Below are 22,548 nucleotides of genomic sequence, written 5' to 3' on the forward strand. Positions count from 1 at the left end.
GGAACGCATGGTGAATGTAGTGGTGGTTGGGAGCTATGTGGTCGACTTGATGAGTCGCACCCCTCATATGCCAAAACCCGGTGAGACCGTACTCGGCGGTCCTTTCCGGATGGGACCTGGTGGAAAAGGTGGAAACCAAGCTGTTTCCGCCGCTCGCCAGGGAGCAAACGTCACGATGGTTACGAAAGTAGGAAAAGATCTCTTTGGTGAAGATGCCATCCGTAATTTTGAGAATGAAAGAATTATCACAAGTCATGTCACAACTCATGAAACAGAAGCGACTGGCGCTGCATTAATTGCAGTTGATACTGAGAGTGAAAATATGATTGTGGTCGCACTTGGAGCTTGTGGAAAGCTAAGTAGAGACGATGTGATTCAGGCTCAACAGTCTTTCGCAGATGCAGATATCGTTCTCGTTCAGCTTGAAACGTCTCTAGAAGCAATCGAAAGCACGATTACATTAGCGAATGATATGTCCAAACCTATTATTTTGAACCCAGCTCCGTATCAGGAGCTTGATCAAGAATCATTATCCAAGGTTTCCTATATTACCCCGAATGAGACAGAAGCAGAATTTCTAACGGGTGTTAACATTGTGGATGAGAAATCAGTTCATGAAGCAGCGTTAGCATTATCGGATAAAGGAATTCCTAACGTCCTCATCACGCTAGGAAAAAAAGGGTGCTATGTGTACGATGGGAAAGATGGGCGTACCATCCCAGGCTTTGCAGTTGAAGCAATCGATACAACTGGAGCGGGAGATGCATTTAACGGTGCATTTGCAACGTTTATTGCAGAAGGGTATTCACTTGACGATGCTGTTTACAGAGCAAATGCAGTTGCTGCTCTTTCAGTAACAAAACTCGGTACGGCGCCAGCGATGCCACAGAAAGATGAAGTTGATAATTTTCTACAACGTGTTAAAGCGTAGATATATTGAGCCCTCTTGCGATAGCAAGAGGGTTTTCTGGTATGCCTCCTATATTACTGTTCCCTAGTGTTTAGGAGATGAGAAAAAAATTCAAACTGGTTATATATGTTAAAATTGAAAGCGAATAAGAAAGTGAATACAGAAGAATTAGCTTTCTTAAAGACTTATGTATCTAAAAGCTTTAAAGAATTTAACTTCAGAGTGTCGAGAAAGTCTTAAGGACCATCTTTCATGGTTATGGTGGTGATTTCCGCTCCAATCTACATTTAAATGAATGATTACGAGAAAAAACAAAGCTACTAAAACATCGGATAGAGAATGAAAGCACATGCCTACATAGATCATAATCGGTCGGAAAGTTTGTATTGATTGCAACTTAGTAGGAGTCAATACAGCATGACTCTGGGCGTTCGTCCGCAGGAAAGCAATCTGTGTTCTCCTACGGTAGGGGGAGCTCAATGACCATGGTTTCCCTACAAACTGGAATTTAATTTAACACTTTTTTCGAAAATGGAGCTGTAGTCATGAAGAGATTAGCGATTACGACGGTAGGTAAAACCCATAGTGGTAAAACTACATTTGCAAAAGCTTTAGAAAAAAAGTTGAAAAAATCTTTGGTGATGGATCAAGATAATCAAGCGGAGTTTATAAACCGTTTTTATAAGCAGCTACAACCGAAAGAGGGACCTAATACCCTCAAGCATGCCCTCTCAAAGCTGATTGTAGATTATGCAATAAAGCACTCTGATTATCACCTTATCGTATGTAACTCAAATCGTAGCCGGAAAGGTCGCTTCTATCTACTAGAAGAGTTGTTTAATAGAAATGATTTTTATCGCATTATCGTCCATTTTAATATTCCAGATGATGTACTAATGAATCGGGTGAGACAAAGTCAACGTAGCACAAATATAGTTAGAGGAGACTATTCTAATTTTGAAGAAGTGCTTGTTTCCCAACAAGCTGATTCTCTAAAAGAAGATGTAGTCGATCCGGTAGAGGATGAAGCGGATCACCTTTTTGTGATAACAGACAACGAGCAAGTCGATTCTGTTATTCAAAAAATTATTAGTATTGCACAAAAAAGGTAAGAATTTAAGATTGGAATTCAAAGGAAATTAGGAAGTGGTTCGATGACTATGGAGACATTTATAACAGTAAATGATGCTAAAATTTTTGCTAAATTGATTGGTACGAAAAGCATCAAACCGACAGTTGTTATGGACGCGGGATATGGAGATTATTCAAAAGGATGGAAATCAATCGTTTCTGAAGTTGCTTCGTTAACAGAAGTGCTTGTTTATGATAGAGCAGGTTTAGGAAAAAGTGAAGCAAGCTCTAACCCAAGAACTAGCTTAGAGATGGTAAGAGAACTAAAGGAACTCCTCGAGAAAATGCGTATGACTCCTCCCTATCTATTAGTTGGACATTCCTTTGGTGGAGTTAACGTAAGATTGTATGCCAGTATATTTCCAGATGATGTTAGTGGATTACTATTAGTGGACGCTACTCCTGAGGATTATAGAGAAAGGTTTCTTCCTACTATGTCAGAAGAATTTCAAGAAGCCTATAACAATCAATTCACCTTAGAAGGTAATTATGATGAGTTTGGTGAGAGTTTACGTCAATTAAAGGAATACAAAATGCGATTGAGCGTTCCATTAATTGTTCTTTCAGCAGGAAAAAAAGATTACTATTCGGATGAATCACAAAAATTATGGAACCTTTTGCAAGAGGAGACTCTTCAAATTTCCTCTAATAGTGAACGAATCATTGCTGAGAATAGTGCTCATTACATACAAGATGATGAACCATTAATAGTTATAGATGCAATAAAAAGACTATTAGAGCCATTTGAAGAGAATTAATCACTTTGGTTATGAGATGCTTTTAAATCTTAATGATAAAAGAAAAACAAAAATGAAGTTCGAATGAACGTGGACGACTAATTTCAAGAGTATGAGAAGTTAATTATGGCAGCTTATATAAAGTAAGCGAAGAGATTGAAAAGGAAAAGTAGTTCGTCATTTTCGAGTTTCGAGCTTGCATCATAGGAGCTTATCATTCGTTTGATAGGCTTCTTTTTATTAGGCTCTTTTCTCAAATATTGTTGTTTTCAAAAGAATTTTTTTATAGAGAAACACACTGGAATGACTGGAGCGCTCGCCCCGTGCTCCTCTTAGAGCTGTAATGTTTACGAAAAAGAGCCTTTTATTAAATGAATATTGATTTATTTGCATAATTTTGAAATAATTGTAACGTTGAACTGGAATTTTTAGGTATTCAAGGAACTTCAAAGGTATAAGAAATTTCATCTTGAAGGAATGTAACCTGAATTTCTTGTGAGTTTGACCACTGTTACATTGAGGAGCACGTTAGTGTTTCTCTAACACATCTCCACCTTTATAAATATGAAAAGGGATGACAAAGGATGTTGAGAAGATTACCTTTTAGTCGAATAAAATGGCCGGGATGGTTGGTACTTATTTTGATAGGCGTTTTGATCATCATAGGTACTGGTAATTGGCTGGTTAATACTATTGAAAAAAAGAAAGAACAAGCTAATGAGTTAGAAGTATCTAGTATAACCTTTGAGGAAGCAACGGAAAATACAGACCTGTACACAATGATCATCAACACACCTGTTATTGAAGACTCAACAGTAAACGAAGCTATTTCAGTGTGGATTACGGAACAGAAAGAGTCATTTTTATCAGAAGTTGAATCACAAAAAGGTAATCTCGGAGACGGATACCGTGCACATTTAACGATTCAAGCAGATGTTAAACAAGGAACGAATGATACATATCATTTGATTTTCAACTCTTATCGATTAGTAAAAACGGTGACTGGCGAAACACATATAAAAACATTTGCGATTGACTCGAATAATAGAATTATAAAACTAACGGATTTCTTGAATACTAGTGAAAAGCCTTTAAACAAGGTTCGTTCTAGCGTTAGAGAACAATTTCAGAAGAATGAAGCGCTCAAAGTCGATCTACTAGACCAAAAGGTAAATGAAGCTTTAAAAGATCCAAATTCTTGGGATTGGTTGATTAACAAAGATCGTCTTACGCTATATTTCGAAAAATCGAGCCTCACGAAAAATAATAGTGGAACTCTCAAAGTCGATGTACCGCTTAACGTAATAAGCGCCGATATTCAAAAGTACAATGATGGAATTGTTGGAGAAAAATATGTTGCGCTTACTTTTGATGACGGGCCTAGCCGTGAAGTAACGCCAAGGGTGCTCAAAACTCTCAACGACCATGAGGCAAAAGCTACTTTTTTTATGCTAGGAAAACAGGTAGAGAGCTATCCTTCTCTTGCTGAGGAGGTGGCTGAAGCTGGCCATGAAATAGGGAACCATACAGATGATCATATAAATCTAACGAAAATAGGAAAGCCACAATTGGTGAATGAAGTTCAGAAAGCCAGCAAGAAGATACAGGATGCAACTGGTCAAACTCCTATCATCATACGTCCTCCTTATGGGGCAATTAATAAAGAAGTTGAAGAGGTTGCTAAGGATAACGGTTCTTCCCTTGTTCTATGGTCAGTGGACTCATTAGATTGGAAAAGCAAAAACGTTGAAGCGATTAACAAGGTGGTTCAAAGGGAAGTTGTACCCGGGTCTATTATTCTATTACATGATGTTCACCCAACAACAGCGGATGCTTTACCAACGATCTTGACTGCTCTTGAAGAAGAAGGCTATCATTTTTTAACAGTTTCTCAATTGCTTTCTATCCAAGAAAAGTTTAGTGTAGGGCCTTATTATGGGACGACCTAAACTAATCTAAGCTTAATTGAATGATAAAAGGAGAAAGACATGAAAAACAGATTCAAGCATAGAAGACGAAAAAAACTTAAACGGAAAATACGGATCGGAATTTCTATTTTTCTTTTAATAACCCTAAGTGTTGGTGTTTATTTAGCTTTCCAGGTATATCAGACAGCGAAGCAATCTTATAGTGAACTAGATCGTGCAGATGGTATCTCGGAATTAAGAGATACAAAGGTAGACATAGGAAATGAGCCAATCTCGATTCTGCTTCTTGGAATTGAAAATTATTCTTCAGATGGAAAGGGTGGACGAGCGGATACCCAAGTTGTGTTAACCCTCGATCCTGACTCAAAGGCTGTCACTATGACAACCATTCCTAGAGATACGAAAGTTGATATTTCTGGAGAAAAGGTCGGCGATGAGTACGCAGGTAGTCATAAAATAAACGCTGCTTATACTTACGGTTATCTTAGTGATTACGGAGCTCAAACCCTAGCTGTAGAAACAGTAGAAGATTTATTAAATATTCCAATAGATAAATATGTTGCCGTTGATTTTGAAGGATTTCATGATATTGTTGACGCGATAGGCGGAGTGAAGGTAGATGTGAAATATCCTTTCTGGGAAGAGAACTTCTATTCGAACGAACGGGTTTATTTCGAGGAAGGGGTAAGAGAAATGGATGGCGAAGAAGCGCTTGCCTTTGTGAGGATGAGGAAGCGTGATATCAATACTGTATATTCAAGAGATGAACGGCAGAGGCAGTTTATTAAAGCGACTGTTGATGAAGTGAAATCAGCAGGCACGATTTTTGAGATTAATAAGATTTCAAATGTGTTGAAAGAGAATGTTGAAACAAATTTGAAACCTGGGGAAATACTTGCCCTTCAGAGGACGTTCCCATCACTAGGCTCAAAATCTATTGAAACAAAGGAAATCCAAGGAACTACCCCTGATGTAGCCGGCCCTTCATACTTTATACCAGATCCCAGTCAACTAGATATTTTGAAGGAAGAATTAAAAGATTCTCTGAATTTATCATGATACATCCATAGTAAGTTTCAAAATCAATGAAATGAAAAAGAGCTTGGAAAGGCAATTACGCCTCCAAGCTCTTTTCGATTCAACCATCATGATAAGGTACTTTCTTGTTTATGCGTTTTGAGACGTAATGACGTTCTTGTTTGTTTTGAGATCGAAACGGTCAGCATTCATGATTTTAACCCATGCATCAACGAAATCTCTCACAAACTTCTCTTTGTTATCTTCCTGTGCGTATACTTCAACAACCGCACGTAGGACTGAGTTTGAACCAAAGGCGAGGTCTACACGCGAAGCTGTTCTTACAAGCTCGCCTGTTTTGCGATCGCGGCCTTCGTATTCATTAAATTCTTTCGGCTTCCATTCGATACCCATATCGAGTAGATTCACAAAGAAATCGTTCGTAAGCGTTCCAACGTTATTTGTGAATACACCGTGCTTCGAGTTGTTATAGTTTGTTCCTAGAACACGCATTCCACCAATTAGCACAGTCATTTCAGGTGCAGAAAGACCAAGTAATTGTGCTTTATCAACAAGAAGTTCTTCTGGGCTCAACGTGTATTCTTTCTTCTGGTAATTGCGGAAGCCATCTGCCATTGGCTCTAGTACGTCAAAGCTTTCAACGTCTGTTTGCTTCTCCGTAGCATCGCCTCGACCAGGAGAAAATGGAACAGTAATATCGACGCCTGCATCTTTCGCAGCTTTTTCTACAGCTGCGCTACCACCAAGGACAATTAAGTCAGCTAGACTAACGTTCTTATCGAGGTCTTTTCGAATATCTTCATAGACAGATAGTACTCTTGAAAGCTGTTCAGGCTCATTTACTTCCCAATTCTTCATTGGCTCGAGACGAATACGAGCACCGTTTGCACCACCACGATTATCGGACCCACGGAATGTGCTTGCAGAAGCCCAAGCCGTTGTTACAAGCTCACTAGTTGTTAACCCTGAGCTTAGGATCTTAGATTTCAGATCTTCAATTTCTCTGTCTGTTAAGTCGTAATCGACAGTTGGAATTGGATCTTGCCAGATCAAGTCTTCTTGCGGTACTTCAGGTCCGAGGTACCTTGCTTTAGGTCCCATATCACGGTGAAGCAATTTGAACCATGCCCGTGCGAATACATCTGCAAAGTATTCTGGGTCCTGGTGGAAGCGACGTGAAATCTTCTCATAAGTAGGATCTTCACGAAGAGCCATATCAGCAGTTGTCATCATTGTATTTACTTTTAATGCTGGATTTTCAGCATCTGGTGCAAGGTCTTCTTCTTTCGGGTTCACGGGCTTCCACTGATTCGCTCCAGCTGCACTCTTAGTTAGCTCCCATTCGTAACCGAATAGTAAATCATAGTATCCGTTATCCCACTTCGTTGGATTCGCTGTCCAAGCCCCATCGACACCACTTGTAATCGTGTCGCGTCCTTTACCGCTACCGTGAGAGCTCTTCCAACCTAAGCCCTGTTCCTCAATCTCCGCTGCTTCTGGAGCTGCACCAACATGTGCTTCTGCATCTCCTGCACCGTGTGCTTTACCGAACGTATGACCACCAGCTGTTAGTGCCACTGTTTCTTCATCGTTCATTCCCATACGGGCAAACGTTTCTCGAATGTCGCGTGCACTTGCGAGCGGATCTGGATTACCGTTAGGTCCTTCAGGGTTAACGTAAATAAGACCCATCTGTACCGCAGCAAGAGGACTTTCAAGCTCACGATCACCTGAATAACGGTTGTCTTCTAGCCATTCTTTCTCCATTCCCCAATAAATATCTTCTTCTGGGTGCCAAACGTCTTCACGTCCACCGCCAAAACCAAATGTTTTCAAGCCCATGTCTTCAAGCGCAACATTACCTGTTAGGACAAGTAAGTCAGCCCATGAGATCTTGTTTCCGTATTTTTGCTTAATTGGCCACAAGAGTCGGCGTGCTTTATCAAGGTTGGCGTTATCTGGCCAGCTGTTAAGTGGTGCGAAACGCTGTGTTCCAGTAGCTCCACCGCCACGTCCATCACCAGTACGGTATGTACCGGCAGCGTGCCATGACATACGGATGAAAAGTGGTCCGTAGTGGCCGTAGTCAGCTGGCCACCAGTCCTGACTGTTTGTCATCACGTCACGAAGATCCTGTTTCAGTGCATAATAGTCTAGTTTTTCGAATTCTTCTGCGTAATCGAAGTCTTCTCCTAGCGGGTTTGTTTTCTTATCATGTTGATGCAGAATATGAAGGTTCAGTTGGTTAGGCCACCAATCTTTGTTAGTTGTACCAACTTGTGTTGTTGTAATTGCACTTTCCTCTTGTGTTTTCCCATGTGATACAGGGCATTGTCCAGCTGCAGCTTGGCTATCGTGCATTTCGTTTTTATCCATATGTTATTTTCCCTCCTAAAAATGAGTAAAAATCATGATAACGTTTCTTAGATTATAATTATAATAAATTAATAGTCATTTTGAAAGAAAAACGACTCTATTTTTCAAAAAACTTTGTGAGTCTATTAGTATGAGAATTTTTGTTGGATGAGCTTTAAAGTCAAAAGATCCTATGAAAACAGTCTTCAAGTAAGAAGACTAGTGTCATTGAAAGCTGCTAGTGAGCGGGCTAAATAAATGAACATTACCTATGGTAAAATGAGACAAAGAGTTCGATTAGATTCGGTGCACGCTAAATACAAGAACGCCTCAATAATGAAAAGAAGGACGAAGACCCATGGAAATTAACGTAAACAACAAAACGATAATAGAAAAATGCGGTAACCTTTCCTTCAAAAGAGGGGAGGCTTATTATCGTTCGAATAAAGTGAAAATGAATGAATATCGTAAGGACTATTGTGAAGCGACGGTTACTGGAACAGAAGAGTTTCATGTGACGATTGCAAAAGGGTTGGCAGGAGACTATGTGGGTGAATGTAGCTGTCCTTCCTTATTGAATTTTCAAAAAGATTGTCAGCATATTGCAGCGGTGTTAATAGCGATTAAAAATTATCAACAGCGAACGGTTTTACCTGATTCTTCGACAACGCACGGTGAACTGACTGAAGATTTTATGAAGCTTTTCAATGAGAAACCTACAAGAACGAGTGGACAACAACGATTTTTCGAGAATAGAAAACCTCTTGATGTTACGTTTACTTGTAAACCAGTTTCAGTGGGGGACTGTGAGTACTTCCTAGGGATCGAAGTAGAAATAGAACACGAGAAATTGCATCATGTTCGAGACTTTCTTTTGGATATCAAACAAGGAAAGGCGAGCAAACTTTCTACTGGGCTTATGTATGACCCGACGATCCATTACTTTTCAGTGGAAGCAGATGCGATTGTACATCACCTTATCCGAGTTGTCCTGGATGAAGAAGCATTTCTTGAAACAATCGATACGATAGCGGATGGTTTGATCACAGATAGGCTGCTACTCGTTCCACCATCAACGTGGTTGAAGCTTGTTCCACTTTTAACAACTGGATCAGTAGCGAAAATCGAATATAACGGTCAGTTATTTAATAGCATTCAAATAATAGACGAAACGCCACCAATCACCTTTTTATTCGACGAAATACGGGCGGATACCTTCCGGTTAACCATGAAAGGTTTGGAACGAATGCTCATTTTGAAATCATATCGTTCCGTTCTATATGATGGGAAAATGTTTCAATTGGATTGGCAAGACTGTGATCGTTTATTTGAACTTACGCAAATGCTTCCTTCCAATAGTACGAATCATATTCTGATTCCTGACCACCATATCGATCATTTTCTCGAAAAAATCGTTCCAGACTTGAAAAGGATAGGGAACGTTCAGCTATCCCATGCAATCAACCAGCGGTTTTACAAAACGCCACTCACTGCAAAATTATATTTAGATCGGCTGAAGAATCGTTTACTCGCTGGACTAGAATTTCACTACGATGGCATCATGATTCAGCCGCTCGAAAGCAGGGACGCTCCAACAGGTCAGGCTGTTATTCGAGATCGTGATAAGGAAGAAGAAATTCTCACACTCATGGACGAAAGTGGGTTTTCCAAAACCGACGGCGGTTATCATATGCAAAATGAAGCACTCGAATATGATTTTCTTCATCATATCGTTCCAAAGCTGCAAAAGAAGGTACAACTCTATGCGACGACGTCTGTTCGGAATCGACTTGTGAAAAAGGAAAATCATCCTACTATTCGAGTTAAGCATAAAAAGAGGGAACGCACGAACTGGCTGGAATTTAAGTTTGAAATGGATGGGATTTCAGATAATCAAGTTCGAGAGATATTAGAAGCATTAGAAGAAAAGCGGAAATATTACCGACTTCCAAACGGGTCTCTCTTATCGCTTGAAACGAGTGAAATGGAGGAGATCCATCGCTTTCTAACGTCTGTACCACCGCAGGATGAGGATTTTGAAACGACGTTAAATCTCCCGGTCAGAAAGGGTATTCCTCTCCTAAATACAATGGGTGAGGTCGTTCAAAAAGAAGCGTCTGTCAAGAATCTACTAGACGGGTTCTATCATCCTGAACGCCTGGATATTGAAGTGCCAAACGAATTAGAGCACATCTTGCGAGATTATCAGATCACAGGATACAAATGGATGAAAACCTTAGCTAGCTATGGCTTCGGTGGCGTACTAGCTGATGATATGGGACTCGGTAAAACGTTGCAGAGCATCACCTACATCACATCTGAGCTCTCGCCGATTCGTGAGAGCGAGAAATCCGTTCTGATCGTTTGTCCATCTTCGCTCACCTATAACTGGTTACACGAAATCAAGAAGTTTGCGCCAAACCTTCGAGCGATTGTGATCGATGGGAATAAAAAGAACCGAGAAACGTTACAAAAGGATAGTGGAGAAGTAGACGTGTTGATCACATCCTATCCGCTCCTCCGTAGAGATATCAAATGGTATGAGCATCAAACCTTTCATACGGTCTTCTTTGATGAAGCGCAAGCCTTTAAGAATCCCGGTACGCAGACGGCGCGCGCGGTTAAGAAGCTTAGAGCAGACAACAAGTTTGGATTAACAGGCACACCTGTCGAAAATGCCATCGAAGAGCTTTGGTCGATTTATTATGTCGTGTTCCCACAATTATTTGGAGGGCTGAAAGACTATAGTCATTTAACAAGGAAAACCATCGCACGAAGAGTGCGTCCCTTCTTACTTCGTAGAATGAAAGAGGATGTGCTTGCTGAGCTACCTGACAAAATGGAGTCGCTTGAATTAACGGAACTGTTACCTGAACAAAAGAAACTTTATGCTGCCTACTTAGCGAAGCTAAAGACAGATACATTAAAGCACCTGGACAGAGATACGATCCGTAAGAATCGGATTAAAATCTTGGCTGGCTTAACACGACTAAGACAAATATGTTGTCACCCTTCACTGTTCGTAGACGGTTACAAAGGGAGTTCAGCGAAGTTTGATCAGCTGCTCGACATTATCGAAGATTCTCGCCTTTCTGGTAGAAGAGTTTTGATTTTCTCTCAATTCACACAGATGCTTAAATTGATCGGAAGAGAACTCACAATACGAGGGTATCCTTATTTCTATCTTGATGGAGAAACGCCTGCAGAGTCACGGTTAGAAACGTGTAATCGGTTTAACAATGGTGAAAGGAATCTGTTTCTCATCTCTTTAAAAGCGGGAGGTACTGGTCTCAACTTAACTGGAGCAGATACCGTAGTCTTATATGACCTGTGGTGGAACCCTGCAGTCGAGGAGCAAGCAGCAGATCGTACTCACCGCATAGGCCAGGATAAGGTGGTAAACGTCATCAAGCTCGTTGCACGTGGCACGATCGAAGAGAAAATGAATGACCTTCAAGATAAAAAAAGAGAGCTCATCTCAGACATTGTGAATTCTGGTGAGAATGCGCGAACGACATTAACGGAAGAAGATATACGTGATATCTTTTCATAGGCCTTTTGAAAGTAACATCAGATAACCAATTTTATTTTGTATATGAAAATCCCCCTTGCTAGTGCAAGGGGGATTATGTATTTAACCCATATCGCTGTTTGGTTTAGTCTTTGACTCGTTTTGTTTTAGAAGAGATGACTAAAAACTGTACGATGGAGTCTGTATAGTTATACCAATAATGTTTCTTGTTCGCATCAAAGAATATTGTTTCCTGTTCATTAAAACGGTAAAGTTTTTCTTCAATTTCTACGGTTAAAGCCCCTTTTACAACGAATAGAAACTCATGTCCATCATGAGAAAAGGCGTTACCTTCGCTTTCACCAGGCTGTAAAGTTACCAATATAGGAGTGAAAACAGCATCTTCAATACCGTTAGATAAATTTCTGTAATAAAATGGTTTCGAATTTTCTTCTAATCTATTCGAATCGTCCTCACCAAAGAACACTCCTGGATTGACTTGAAGGGCATCAGCGATTTTCTTTAAAGATTCTAATGTGACGCTCGATTTTCCTCTTTCAACTTGCGACAAAAAGCTGATTGATACCCCTGTAATTTCTGCTAACCTCTTCAATGTTAACTTTCTTTGTTTTCTTAATTTCTTTAGAATAACTCCAATTGAATCCTCAGACATAAGCATTCCTCACTCATTGATATCACTATTTATACATTACCCTTAATCTTACATTAGTCTTATCGAGAAAAAAAGAGCGTTGTTGACAGAAAATTCTACTAAATGTAGTATGGTGGTTATAGAATTTGAAGTGTCACTTCAATTATGTATAAGGAGGAAGTTACTTGAACAAGAAACAAACTCGAAAAATCTTAATTGCAAGTTTGGTAGGAAGCTCAATTGAATGGTTCGATTACTTTTTGTATGGAACAGTAGCAGCTTTGGTGTTTAACCAGCTGTTTTTTGTGAATGAGGATCCAACTGTAGGTCTTTTGTTAGCATATGCCTCATTTGCCTTAGCTTTCTTTATTAGACCGTTTGGAGGAGTGGTTTTTAGTCATATTGGAGATAGAATCGGTAGAAAGAAAACACTTGTATTAACTTTGAGTCTGATGGGGGTTGCTACATTTGGAATGGGGTTATTACCAACCTATCAAGCTATTGGCATCTGGGCTCCAATCTTACTGATCACACTTCGTTTAATTCAAGGTCTTGGGATTGGTGGAGAATGGGGTGGAGCACTCCTACTAGCTGTAGAATACTCTCCTAAAGAAAAGCGAGGATTGTTCGGTAGTATTCCCCAAATGGGAGTCACTATTGGTATGTTGATGGGTACGATAGCATTATGGATAATGACATTACTTCCTGATGGCTCCTTCATGACATGGGGCTGGAGAGTACCATTCATCCTGAGTGCGTTACTAGTTATTTTTGGATTATGGATCAGGAAGGGAATTGACGAAACACCAGAATTTAAAAAAGTACAAGAGTCTGGAGACATCCCGAAAGTACCAATCATCGATACGCTGAAGTATCACTGGCGTGAGGTATTGATTGCAATTGGCGCTAAATTCGTAGAGACTGCACCATTCTATATTTTTAGTACATTTATCGTTTCATACGGAACAGTAAACCTAGGTTTTTCTAGAACATCTATTTTAGCTGCAGTTATGATTGCTACAGTTGTAACTACAATTCTAATACCATTTATGGGTAACTTATCTGACACAGTAGGACGTAAGAAACTATACATACTTGGTGCGATAGGTATGGGGCTATTTTCATTTCCTTACTTCTGGATGATTCAACAAGGTTCAGTAGTATTATTAATAATTGCAACCGTCATTAGTTTGGGGATTATTTGGGCACCTATAACTGCAGTTCTAGGAACGTTATTTTCTGAGATATTTGATGCGAAAGTGCGATATACCGGTATCTCTCTTGGGTATCAAATTGGTGCTGCACTAGCTGGTGGAACAGCTCCATTAGTTGCCACTGCATTACTAGCACGTTTTGGTGATTCTTATATACCAGTTGCACTTTATATTATTTTTACGGCACTTGTTTCTCTGATTGCTATTTCTGCAATAAAGGGAACCAGTGAATTACAAAGGAAAAGAAACCTCTCTGTAAATCAGAGTCATGTCTAAACTTGTTTTGGGAGGAAATCGATTTGCTTATTTTAAATGAAAAAGAAATTAAACAATTATATACCATGAGCGATGCAATGCAAGATATTTCATCAATGTTAGCGTCCAAGGGAGAGGGAACAATTAATAATCCACACCGTACAGTCCTAAATTTCCCAGAGCGTGAAGCGTCAGCACTGTACATGCCTAGTGCAGATTTGGTTAGTGAGTTATCAGCAGTGAAAATCGTTACGATTTTTCCAGACAATCCATCGCAAGGAAAGTCCACTACGCAAGGAGTCATGGTAGTGTCTAACGGGACGGATGGAGAACATCTTGCTCTTATGAATGCCTCCTATTTAACAAGATTACGCACGGGTGCTTTAAGTGGAATTGCGACAAAGTTCCTAGCAAAGGAAAATAGCAAAGTATTAACGGTTATCGGTACTGGAGCTATGGCATTTGAACAAGTACTAGCTGTTATGGAAGTAAGACCTATTGATAAGATCTTACTCGTTAATCGAACCCCTGAAAAAGCGCAAAAGTTTGGTGAGAAACTAGCATCTGAGGGGATAAATGTTCCTTTTGAAGTCATACTAGATACCACTTTAGCAGTTAGGGAAGCAGATATCATTTGCTGTGCAACTCGTTCTGATGAGCCAGTCTTTTTGGGAGAAGATGTTCAACCTGGAACTCATGTGAATGGGGTAGGATCTTATATGCCTCATATGAGAGAAGTGGATGAGTACTTTGTAACGCGTGCTAACAAAATTGTGGTTGATGATTTAGAGGGAGTTAAAAAAGAAGCTGGGGAATTGATTCATGCACACAATAACAAGAGCTGGTCCTTTGAAAATGTCTTTTCGCAGCTTGAAGACCTTACGAAAACCAAAAAAGGTCGAAATAATGATGATGACATTACGTTCTTTAAATCAGTAGGTGCTGCATATTTTGATTTAGCAGTCGCAAAGGGTGTATATAAAAAAGCTAAAGAAATGGGTGCAGGGATAGAAGTAGATGTATGACCTTCACGCTTGTAATCTAAACTAAGAAGGTTGAGAAGATTCAAACGCAGTCAATATATATTGACTGCGTTTTGCATTTGTCTAGATTTAGTAATAAAGGATTGTTATATTTGTTAACATTTTTCTTCTTAACTAGACATGCACACAAGCATTCAAGTCCAAGCGGTAATACACATGCTATAAGTGCTATTTGCCTCTATCACGTAGATTGAGTTACTTAATAGAAGCATGTTGTATTCGAGACTTGAAAGAAGGTGTGGAACACGAATGTCAAGAAGAGAAAATCTACCTTTAGGGTTACAAAAACTATTTGAACAGTGGAATAAAAGTGTGAAAGACTACCATGCAGACCTTGTGTCGTTGATGGCGAAAGGGCAGTCTTCATCGTCTGCTAAAACACTTCAAAAAACGCTCTATGTACCACAAGATTTTAAAACGATCACGAAGGCTGTGAAAAAGGCGAATCCTGGGGACACAATACTCGTTTCAAATGGAACGTATCATGAAAGTATTACAGTCCCTTCCGACAAGCCTTCCATTCGTTTTATCGCAATTGGAGACAAGGTGATTTTGGACGGAAGTGGAAAACTAAAACAAGCATTTACATTGATGGCGAATGATGTTGAAGTAAATGGTTTCGTTATTGAAGATTATGTAAAATCAGCAATAGAAGTTACAGGTGTATACGGAGTTAAATTAATCGAAAATACGATTCATGGGGTGAAGGAAGGACACGGCATCCAGTTGGATAAAGGAACTTTCTCTAATCTCATCTGGAAGAATATTATCTCGAGTGCAGGTCATGATGGTATTAATCTTCAATCGAAAAACGTATGGGTCGTTGATAATGCTATCCGTCAGAACGGTCATAATGGCATTCGCATCCAAACGATCGGTAACCATATTGTCGGAAATGTCATTCAGCATAATAGAGGAAGCGGAATACTAGAAGATGAAGGGTTTAATCTTATCTTTGATAATGATATTAGTGAAAATGGAAAAGAAGGTATTGACCTCCCATCTAGTCTTGGTGGCTCAATTACATTAGGAAATAAGGTCGAGAACAATAGAGTCAATGGACTAGCGATGAATACTCCTGGAAATGTAGCGTTAGACAATGATTTCGTAGGGAATAATCGTTCTGGTGTCCATGTAGAAGGAAAGTTAAACGTTCTTGAATTAAACCGATTTATTGAAAATCTAAACGGTATCGTATTAGAAGAGAAAGCAACGAGAAATCTTGTTTTTCGAAACTTTTTCAAACGCAATAGAAAGAATGACCTCGTCGTTAAAAATAGGAAGAATACGATTCTCCAAAACACTCTAAGTAACATGCCACCTCATCACTCACCTCAAGGGACAAATCAATCGAAAAATCAGGTCATCAATGTCCCAAATGACTATGGAACAATCTCTGAAGCAGTGAATGCCTCATCTCCTGGTAGTACGATTTTCGTAGAGAACGGTGTGTATCATGAAGAAGTCACGGTGCCGCTATCAAAGTCCGGTATTCGAATCATCGCTAAAGGGAACCACGTGACACTCGATGGGAAGGACAAATTGAGTGTTGCCTTTGATCTATCATCTAGTATTTTACTCATTCAAGGATTCAAGATTAAGAATTATATCGATAACGGAATTTTTGTGAGAGGCGTAGGTGTTTCACTTGTGGAGAATGACATTAAGAACATTTTAAAAGGAAACGGAATTGAACTTTCTCTCGCATTCTCGACTCTCATATGGCAAAACAACATCTCACATGCACTTGAAGATGGCATTCGAATCAAAGCGATGAACACATGGATCGTCGATAATATGGTTCATGCGAACGGTGGAAACGCCGTTAACTATGAAGGGAATACAACGGTAGGTAGTACCGTTACACGAAATCGTTTTATTTCTAACGGAATGAACGGGATTGCGGACAACGCTGGTTTCAATTTTATATACAATAATGAGATTAAAGAAAATAACAATAATGGTGTTCATGAAATAGCCGGTCTAGGTTCAGGTGCTATTATCGGGAACAAGATCCTAGCCAATATATTAAGTGGTGTAAGACTTAATAATGAAGGCAATCATGTGGCTGGAAATAGTATTCAATTTAACTCACAAAGCGGCGTGTTAGTAGAAACAGGCTTTCATAATTTAGAAGGAAACACCATTTCCGGTAACAAAATGAATGGAGTTGTACTTGAAAAGAAAGCTAGTCATAATCTTTTGCTCAGAAATAAGTTATTTAGAAACATCCCTTATGATGTGAAAGTGGAGAATAGAAATAACAGCTTCATTGAGAATGAGTATGGGAGAAGTGATCCACCTGAAATCTGTGATTAAAACAAAAATAATAGAAAATAACGCTCAGAACTTGTAACGGGATCTGTTTTGAAGTACAAACACGTAATTGTACAAATAAATGGCATCCTAATTCATATCATAAACAACAAATAAATCGCACAAGAAAAACGGTCAGAGACTATTTGCCTCTGGCCGTTTTTTAAAGCTCCGAGATTGTTGAATATAAAGAATTTGTTTTAGCTTTCTTTCTTTTTATACTTTTTAGAATTCAAACACCAATTGAAAACATATAAATTAAAACTCTACTCGTCAATTCCAATTATCTCAAAACGGTTCTAATAAATTTATCTCTTATTTCACAATTCGGAGCCTATCTTTTTAAGATAAGCTCCGAGATACTTGAAGATGGTAAATAACGAATCTTTCTGTCCTAAGTCAAGACCTACCTTCATACTGAAAACTTAAACTAGACATTTATTCAGGACCGTCAGATAATGCAGCCAATAGATTAATATTCTGAAAAATAGTGAAAAGGGAAAAGATTCTGCTTCATTATTTTGATTATGCCAACTTCAAAATTAAACTGCTCTTATCAATTACTGTTAAGACAGCTTATCTGATCTGTTCTAGACAATAATTTAATATCTTTCAACCGACCTCATCTTCCTTCACAAATATATTTATTGTTAATACGCTTACACATGTTTGCATTTTATTGGGAGTGGTAGATTTATAGTGAGATAATAAAGTTGATTATTATTGAAAGGAATGAGCTTTGTTGAAGGAATCAATCCCTGAACTAACGTTGAATGATGGTCTAACTGTACCTGCTATCGGTTTCGGTACTTATAAATTAAATGGAAATGACGGGGCAACTGCGATTAATAGCGCAATTGACGTTGGCTACCGTCTCATCGATACGGCTTACAATTACGAAAATGAAGGAACCGTAGGCGAAGCTATTCGTCGAAGTAGAGTTCCTAGGAATGAGTTGCGCGTCACTTCTAAATTACCAGGTCGCTATCAAGAATATAAGAAAGCCGTTACGGCCATTCAAGAGTCGTTATATAGAGCTAACCTGGATTATTATGATTTGTACCTTATTCACTGGCCGAACCCTAAACAAGGTCTTTATCCAGAAGCATGGCAAGCTTTAATTGACGCTAAGAAATGGGGACTCATTCGCTCGATTGGCGTATGTAACTTCCTTCCGGAGCACTTAGAGCAACTGGAAAAGGAAACAGGCGTAAAGCCAAGCATTAATCAAATTGAACTACACCCCTTCTTCAATCAGGAAGAACAGAGAAGATTTCATCAACAAAATAACATCAAAACACAATCCTGGAGCCCACTAGCTCGTGTAACTGACATTTTAGAAAATGAAACGATCAGTCAAATTGCTAGTCAACATAATAAATCAATCTCTCAGGTGATTTTACGCTGGCATTATCAATTAGGAGCCATTCCGATCCCTAAGTCTTCTTCTCCAGAACGTCAGCATGAGAACCTCTCTATATTTGACTTTTCGTTAAATGAAACAGAAATGGCGATTATGGCTGAATTAACGAAACCAAATGGGCGATTGAAAGATCAAGACCCAGCTACTTATGAAGAGTTTTGAGTTGATTTAAATACTTAATAAGAAAAGGATGCTCTTCAGCAGGGCATCCTCTCTTCTTCACCATGTATTCACTTCTTCAATAAGCCAATCGCCGCTACTTATTCCATGGTTTTTGGTATGGATTTTTCATTTTGGTATTTCCTCATACTTCCCCTCACATTTCCTTAGGTTTCTCTTCTCAATTTCAAATTAATTTTAAACAAATCGAACTTTTCAATAAACTTTACTCTAGTTAACACCACAGAACCCGTTACAAAACTTGAGCGTTTTTCTAATGCCGTAACTATGATAAAGCAATCAACAAACTCAAGAAAAAGGTTACACATGCTATGGGAGTCATCACAAAGCGTTCCTTATTACTTCGCGATAAGAGGTTTGTTAATGTATTGATACCAAGAAATACTGTCATGACCCAAACTAGTGTAGTTGTTGAAGAGAATGGTAACCAACCTATGACATTCGTATGTTGGAGGAAAACCAACCCCATCATTAAAAGAAGCAACGCACTTAACGCACTCCCGATACGCAACTTGGTTGGAAGGATTTTGTGATACCCACCCATCGCATACTCTCCTAAAGGATAGCCAAGGGATAATAACACCTGAAAAATTGCTATGGAAAATAAGATGATGGAAACAACCAGCGATGACAAGAACAAAAAACTGCTCTCCATAGAATCCCCCTTATACTGTTTTTATTTCTCTTCTGCGGTAATCCCGCTCAACTCTACCTTACTATTAACATTATAATGCAGCGATAGAGAGTATAGCCCACTTGTATGAAAGTTACGATAAAAAGGTAAAGCTAGAGACTTCGATCATATTCAAACAATCATTTGAATATTTGTTTTGACTTCATGTAAGGGAGATACTACACTATAAACAAATACTCAAATAATCATTTGAATGAAGGTGAACATAGTGAGTGAAAAGGTAATAAAACGATCTAATAAAGATACATGTGATACATTTTGTTTTGATGAAGAACTTGTACAAAGAGTTCAGCCAGAAATCGAGAAGGTAGAAGGCGTTGAGTTGATTTTCAAAGCGTTATCTGATGCTACAAGAATGAAGATCGCTTATGCGCTAACGTTAGAAAAAGAACTTTGTGTATGTGATGTAGCAAATATCATCGGCTCTACCACTGCCACAGCATCACATCACTTAAGATTACTAAGAAATATGAAGCTGGCCAAATATCGTAAAGAAGGAAAACTTGTTTTCTATTCTTTAGCCGACGATCATGTTCACCAATTGGTTTCTATTGCATTGGTACATGCAAAGCATTCATGAGAGTTGGTGGAGGTTTAGAAAGGAGGTAGGGGTATGAGTGAGGTAGAAAGAAATACGCAATCTGGCTGCTGTTCAGATGACAAAAGCGCCAATCGTAACGAAACAGATGTTGCCAGCTGCTGTGGGCCGAAGAAAGTAGAGGAAACTGTTTCTGCGTGTTGTTCGACGGCTGAAACTGAAAAGAGTTCTTCCTGTTGTCGTTCTGAAGAAAATGAAAGTAGCGGTAGTACATCAGATAAACAAGACACCGTTCAGTATAAAATTAGCGGCATGGATTGCCCTTCTTGTGCAGCAACGATTGAAAAAGGGTTACAGAAGACGAAAGGGATTCGTTCGGTACAGGTCATGTATGGAACTGGGAAGATGGCTGTAGGTGCTGAGAGCGCAGCTGTGTATGAGGATATCCCTAATTACGTTAGGAAGTTAGGCTTTGAAGCAGAGCCAATGCATAAGCCAAAAAACATGCAAACGTATAGGGTTGAAGGGATGGACTGTGGCTCATGCGCCATGACGATTGAAAAACATCTTTCCAAAAATCCCACTGTACACTCGGTCAACGTGAGTTTTTCTACAGGAAACATGCATGTTAATCACTCAACAAATGAAAACGAAATAATAAAAGAAGTGCAAAGAGCAGGTTTTGATGCTTCCTTAGAATCTTCTAGTGAACAAAAGAATGAGAAAACCAAAAGGAAAATTCCGGTTACGACATTAGCTGGAATCTTTCTAGTTCTTGGTTTCATTGGGTCATTTACACCCCTTAACAATGATCTCATTACTGCTCTTTATGCTGCAGCCATCGTTGTAGGAGGATTTAAGCCAGCAAAGAGTGCTTACTATGCTATAAAAAGTGGCTCTCTCGACATGAACGTGCTGATGGCTTCAGCAGCGATTGGTGCCGCCCTTATTGGCGAGTGGTTTGAAGGTGCGACGGTGGTCTTTCTCTTTGCTTTAGGAAATAAGCTGCAAAACAGGTCCATCGAACGTACAAGAGAATCGATCCGAAGCTTAATTAACCTTTCACCTTCAGAAGCATCAGTGAAGAATGGAGGTCAACTGATTCGAAAACGGGTTGAAGACGTGAAAGTGAACGATGTGATCATCGTAAAGCCTGGTGACAAAATCCCGCTAGATGGCGAAATCATTTCAGGTTCATCTAGTGTTAATCAGGCACCGATTACAGGAGAATCGTTACCTGTCGATAAAGCTCAGGGAGATGCGGTGTATGCAGGGACGGTTAATGAAAGTGGTTCATTAGAAGTGACTGTAACGAAACTAGTTGAAGATACAACGATTGCCAAAATCGTTCACCTTGTAGAAGAGGCGCAAGAGAAGAAGGCTCCTACTCAAGCCTTCGTCGATCGATTTGCAAGAGTCTATACACCGATTGTGTTTGGTCTAGCACTTCTTATCATGGTCGTTCCGCCATTAGTAGGTTTCGGAACATGGGGGGAATGGTTGTATAAAGGGCTTGCGTTATTAGTAGTAGCTTGTCCATGTGCTTTGGTCATTTCCACACCTGTTGCGATCGTATCTGCAATCGGAAATGCGGCTAATAATGGCGTATTGATCAAAGGGGGGACGTTCTTAGAAAAAGCTGGCGTCATTAAAGCGATTGCTTTTGATAAGACGGGGACTCTTACAGAAGGTAAACCAAAAGTAACAGAGGTCATAAGCGTTCAACAAAATAAGGAAGAGCTCATCAGCATCGCACGAACGATTGAAGAGCATTCGACGCATCCAATTGCTCAAGCCATTACAACGTACGCAAAGGAACGCGACATTTCTGTTAAAGCTGGAAAATCATTTAAAGCAATACCAGGTAAAGGTGCTCAAGCGACGATTAATGGCATCGACTATTTCGCAGGAAATCCGAAACTGTTTTCTGAAATGACAGTGCCATTAGATGACTTTGAAACACGGATCGGTTCGTTACAAAGTGACGGACACACGCTAGTTGTGATAGGAAATCAAACCACAGTTCTAGGTATCATTGCCGTAGCGGACACCATCCGTGACATAACGGTGCAATCGATACAGAAGTTGAAGCAAGTAGGCTTAGAAGAAATGGTGATGTTGACAGGTGATAATGCCGGAACAGCTAAGAAGATCGCTCATGAAACAGGGGTCGATCGCTACTTTGCTGAATTGCTTCCTGAAGGAAAAGTGTCTTCAATAAAAGCACTACAGAATGAAGGTAAGAGTGTTGCGATGGTTGGAGATGGGATAAACGATGCCCCAGCTCTAGCGACAGCTGACATTGGTATCGCTATGGGTGGTGCCGGAACGGATACAGCTATGGAGACGGCAGACATCGTCCTGATGGCAGATAATCTTGAGAAACTACCTTATACGATTCGATTGAGTCGTCGGGCGTTGACGATTATTAAGCAGAATGTCTGGTTTTCATTAGTGACGAAAGTGGCAGCGCTCATGCTTATCTTTCCTGGATTCCTCACTCTTTGGATGGCAGTTCTAAGTGATACTGGGGCCGCATTACTCGTCATTCTAAACAGTATGAGGTTGTTAAGAAAAGAATAGATTGCTTTAGGTAAACCTGTCATTCCAGAGCATGGAATGA

15 protein-coding genes are annotated in these 22,548 nt (G+C 39.6%); 12 read left to right on the plus strand and 3 right to left on the minus strand.

The window, feature by feature from the left end; genetic code table 11:
• Positions 1-7 precede the first annotated feature (7 nt).
• The 5 genes from rbsK to SJY16_RS05065 all read left to right on the plus strand — a co-directional run bounded on the left by rbsK (position 8) and on the right by SJY16_RS05065 (position 5,765).
• Positions 8-931, plus strand: a complete 924-nt coding sequence (gene rbsK, locus SJY16_RS05045; protein ID WP_377887999.1) for a ribokinase — start codon at positions 8-10, stop codon at positions 929-931.
• 524 nt (positions 932-1,455) lie between these two features.
• Positions 1,456-2,022: an AAA family ATPase gene (locus SJY16_RS05050; protein ID WP_377888000.1), complete on the plus strand. Its 567-nt coding sequence runs from the start codon at positions 1,456-1,458 to the stop codon at positions 2,020-2,022.
• A gap of 42 nt (positions 2,023-2,064) precedes the next feature.
• Complete coding sequence (locus tag SJY16_RS05055; RefSeq protein ID WP_377888001.1) at positions 2,065-2,799, plus strand: alpha/beta fold hydrolase; 735 nt, start codon at positions 2,065-2,067, stop codon at positions 2,797-2,799.
• Positions 2,800-3,362: 563 nt separating this feature from the next.
• Positions 3,363-4,727 carry a polysaccharide deacetylase family protein gene (locus SJY16_RS05060; protein ID WP_377888002.1) on the plus strand — a complete coding sequence of 455 codons (1,365 nt, stop codon included), beginning with the start codon at positions 3,363-3,365 and terminating at the stop codon, positions 4,725-4,727.
• 39 nt (positions 4,728-4,766) lie between these two features.
• On the plus strand, positions 4,767-5,765 hold the full coding sequence (locus SJY16_RS05065; protein WP_377888003.1) for an LCP family protein: 999 nt from the start codon (positions 4,767-4,769) through the stop codon (positions 5,763-5,765).
• 108 nt (positions 5,766-5,873) lie between these two features.
• On the opposite strand, the gene katG is transcribed toward SJY16_RS05065, so the two are convergent.
• Entirely contained in the window at positions 5,874-8,120 is a 2,247-nt protein-coding gene (gene katG / locus SJY16_RS05070; protein ID WP_377888005.1) for a catalase/peroxidase HPI, read from the minus strand.
• Between the two features lie 337 nt (positions 8,121-8,457).
• Here katG and SJY16_RS05075 point away from each other — a divergent pair, with 337 nt between their 5' ends.
• On the plus strand, positions 8,458-11,652 hold the full coding sequence (locus SJY16_RS05075) for an SNF2 helicase associated domain-containing protein (protein WP_377888007.1): 3,195 nt from the start codon (positions 8,458-8,460) through the stop codon (positions 11,650-11,652).
• A 103-nt stretch (positions 11,653-11,755) separates the two neighbouring features.
• Here SJY16_RS05075 and SJY16_RS05080 read toward each other — a convergent pair whose 3' ends face one another.
• Positions 11,756-12,283, minus strand: coding sequence for a helix-turn-helix domain-containing protein (locus SJY16_RS05080; protein ID WP_377888008.1), 528 nt, complete (start codon positions 12,281-12,283; stop codon positions 11,756-11,758).
• A gap of 164 nt (positions 12,284-12,447) precedes the next feature.
• Here SJY16_RS05080 and SJY16_RS05085 point away from each other — a divergent pair, with 164 nt between their 5' ends.
• The 4 genes from SJY16_RS05085 to SJY16_RS05100 all read left to right on the plus strand — a co-directional run bounded on the left by SJY16_RS05085 (position 12,448) and on the right by SJY16_RS05100 (position 18,675).
• Positions 12,448-13,752, plus strand: coding sequence for an MFS transporter (locus SJY16_RS05085; RefSeq protein ID WP_377888009.1), 1,305 nt, complete (start codon positions 12,448-12,450; stop codon positions 13,750-13,752).
• Positions 13,753-13,775: 23 nt separating this feature from the next.
• On the plus strand, positions 13,776-14,756 hold the full coding sequence (locus SJY16_RS05090; RefSeq protein ID WP_377888010.1) for an ornithine cyclodeaminase family protein: 981 nt from the start codon (positions 13,776-13,778) through the stop codon (positions 14,754-14,756).
• Between the two features lie 267 nt (positions 14,757-15,023).
• Positions 15,024-17,093, plus strand: a complete 2,070-nt coding sequence (locus SJY16_RS05095; RefSeq protein WP_377888011.1) for a right-handed parallel beta-helix repeat-containing protein — start codon at positions 15,024-15,026, stop codon at positions 17,091-17,093.
• A gap of 739 nt (positions 17,094-17,832) precedes the next feature.
• Positions 17,833-18,675 (plus strand): aldo/keto reductase, encoded by an 843-nt coding sequence (locus SJY16_RS05100; protein ID WP_377888012.1) that lies wholly within the window; start codon positions 17,833-17,835, stop codon positions 18,673-18,675.
• A 283-nt stretch (positions 18,676-18,958) separates the two neighbouring features.
• On the opposite strand, the gene SJY16_RS05105 is transcribed toward SJY16_RS05100, so the two are convergent.
• The gene (locus tag SJY16_RS05105) at positions 18,959-19,348 is read right to left on the minus strand and encodes a hypothetical protein (protein WP_377888013.1); all 390 of its coding nucleotides are present in this window, start codon (positions 19,346-19,348) and stop codon (positions 18,959-18,961) included.
• A gap of 232 nt (positions 19,349-19,580) precedes the next feature.
• Here SJY16_RS05105 and SJY16_RS05110 point away from each other — a divergent pair, with 232 nt between their 5' ends.
• Together SJY16_RS05110 and SJY16_RS05115 are read left to right on the plus strand one after the other, a co-directional pair.
• Complete coding sequence (locus SJY16_RS05110) at positions 19,581-19,967, plus strand: ArsR/SmtB family transcription factor (protein WP_377888015.1); 387 nt, start codon at positions 19,581-19,583, stop codon at positions 19,965-19,967.
• Between the two features lie 33 nt (positions 19,968-20,000).
• Positions 20,001-22,508 (plus strand): heavy metal translocating P-type ATPase, encoded by a 2,508-nt coding sequence (locus tag SJY16_RS05115; protein WP_377888016.1) that lies wholly within the window; start codon positions 20,001-20,003, stop codon positions 22,506-22,508.
• The last annotated feature ends 40 nt before the right edge of the window (positions 22,509-22,548 follow it).

The sequence above is a fragment of the Alkalihalobacillus sp. R86527 genome (genome assembly GCF_042466185.1).
Taxonomy (GTDB): domain Bacteria; phylum Bacillota; class Bacilli; order Bacillales; family Guptibacillaceae; genus Guptibacillus.

Coding starts and splice junctions, on each gene's coding strand:
- rbsK (WP_377887999.1), top strand. CDS start 8: ATGGTGAATGTAGTGGTGGTTGGGAGCTATGTGGTCGACTTGATGAGT.
- SJY16_RS05050 (WP_377888000.1), top strand. CDS start 1,456: ATGAAGAGATTAGCGATTACGACGGTAGGTAAAACCCATAGTGGTAAA.
- SJY16_RS05055 (WP_377888001.1), top strand. CDS start 2,065: ATGACTATGGAGACATTTATAACAGTAAATGATGCTAAAATTTTTGCT.
- SJY16_RS05060 (WP_377888002.1), top strand. CDS start 3,363: ATGTTGAGAAGATTACCTTTTAGTCGAATAAAATGGCCGGGATGGTTG.
- SJY16_RS05065 (WP_377888003.1), top strand. CDS start 4,767: ATGAAAAACAGATTCAAGCATAGAAGACGAAAAAAACTTAAACGGAAA.
- katG (WP_377888005.1), bottom strand. CDS start 8,120: ATGGATAAAAACGAAATGCACGATAGCCAAGCTGCAGCTGGACAATGC.
- SJY16_RS05075 (WP_377888007.1), top strand. CDS start 8,458: ATGGAAATTAACGTAAACAACAAAACGATAATAGAAAAATGCGGTAAC.
- SJY16_RS05080 (WP_377888008.1), bottom strand. CDS start 12,283: ATGTCTGAGGATTCAATTGGAGTTATTCTAAAGAAATTAAGAAAACAA.
- SJY16_RS05095 (WP_377888011.1), top strand. CDS start 15,024: ATGTCAAGAAGAGAAAATCTACCTTTAGGGTTACAAAAACTATTTGAA.
- SJY16_RS05105 (WP_377888013.1), bottom strand. CDS start 19,348: ATGGAGAGCAGTTTTTTGTTCTTGTCATCGCTGGTTGTTTCCATCATC.
- SJY16_RS05110 (WP_377888015.1), top strand. CDS start 19,581: ATGAAGGTGAACATAGTGAGTGAAAAGGTAATAAAACGATCTAATAAA.
- SJY16_RS05115 (WP_377888016.1), top strand. CDS start 20,001: ATGAGTGAGGTAGAAAGAAATACGCAATCTGGCTGCTGTTCAGATGAC.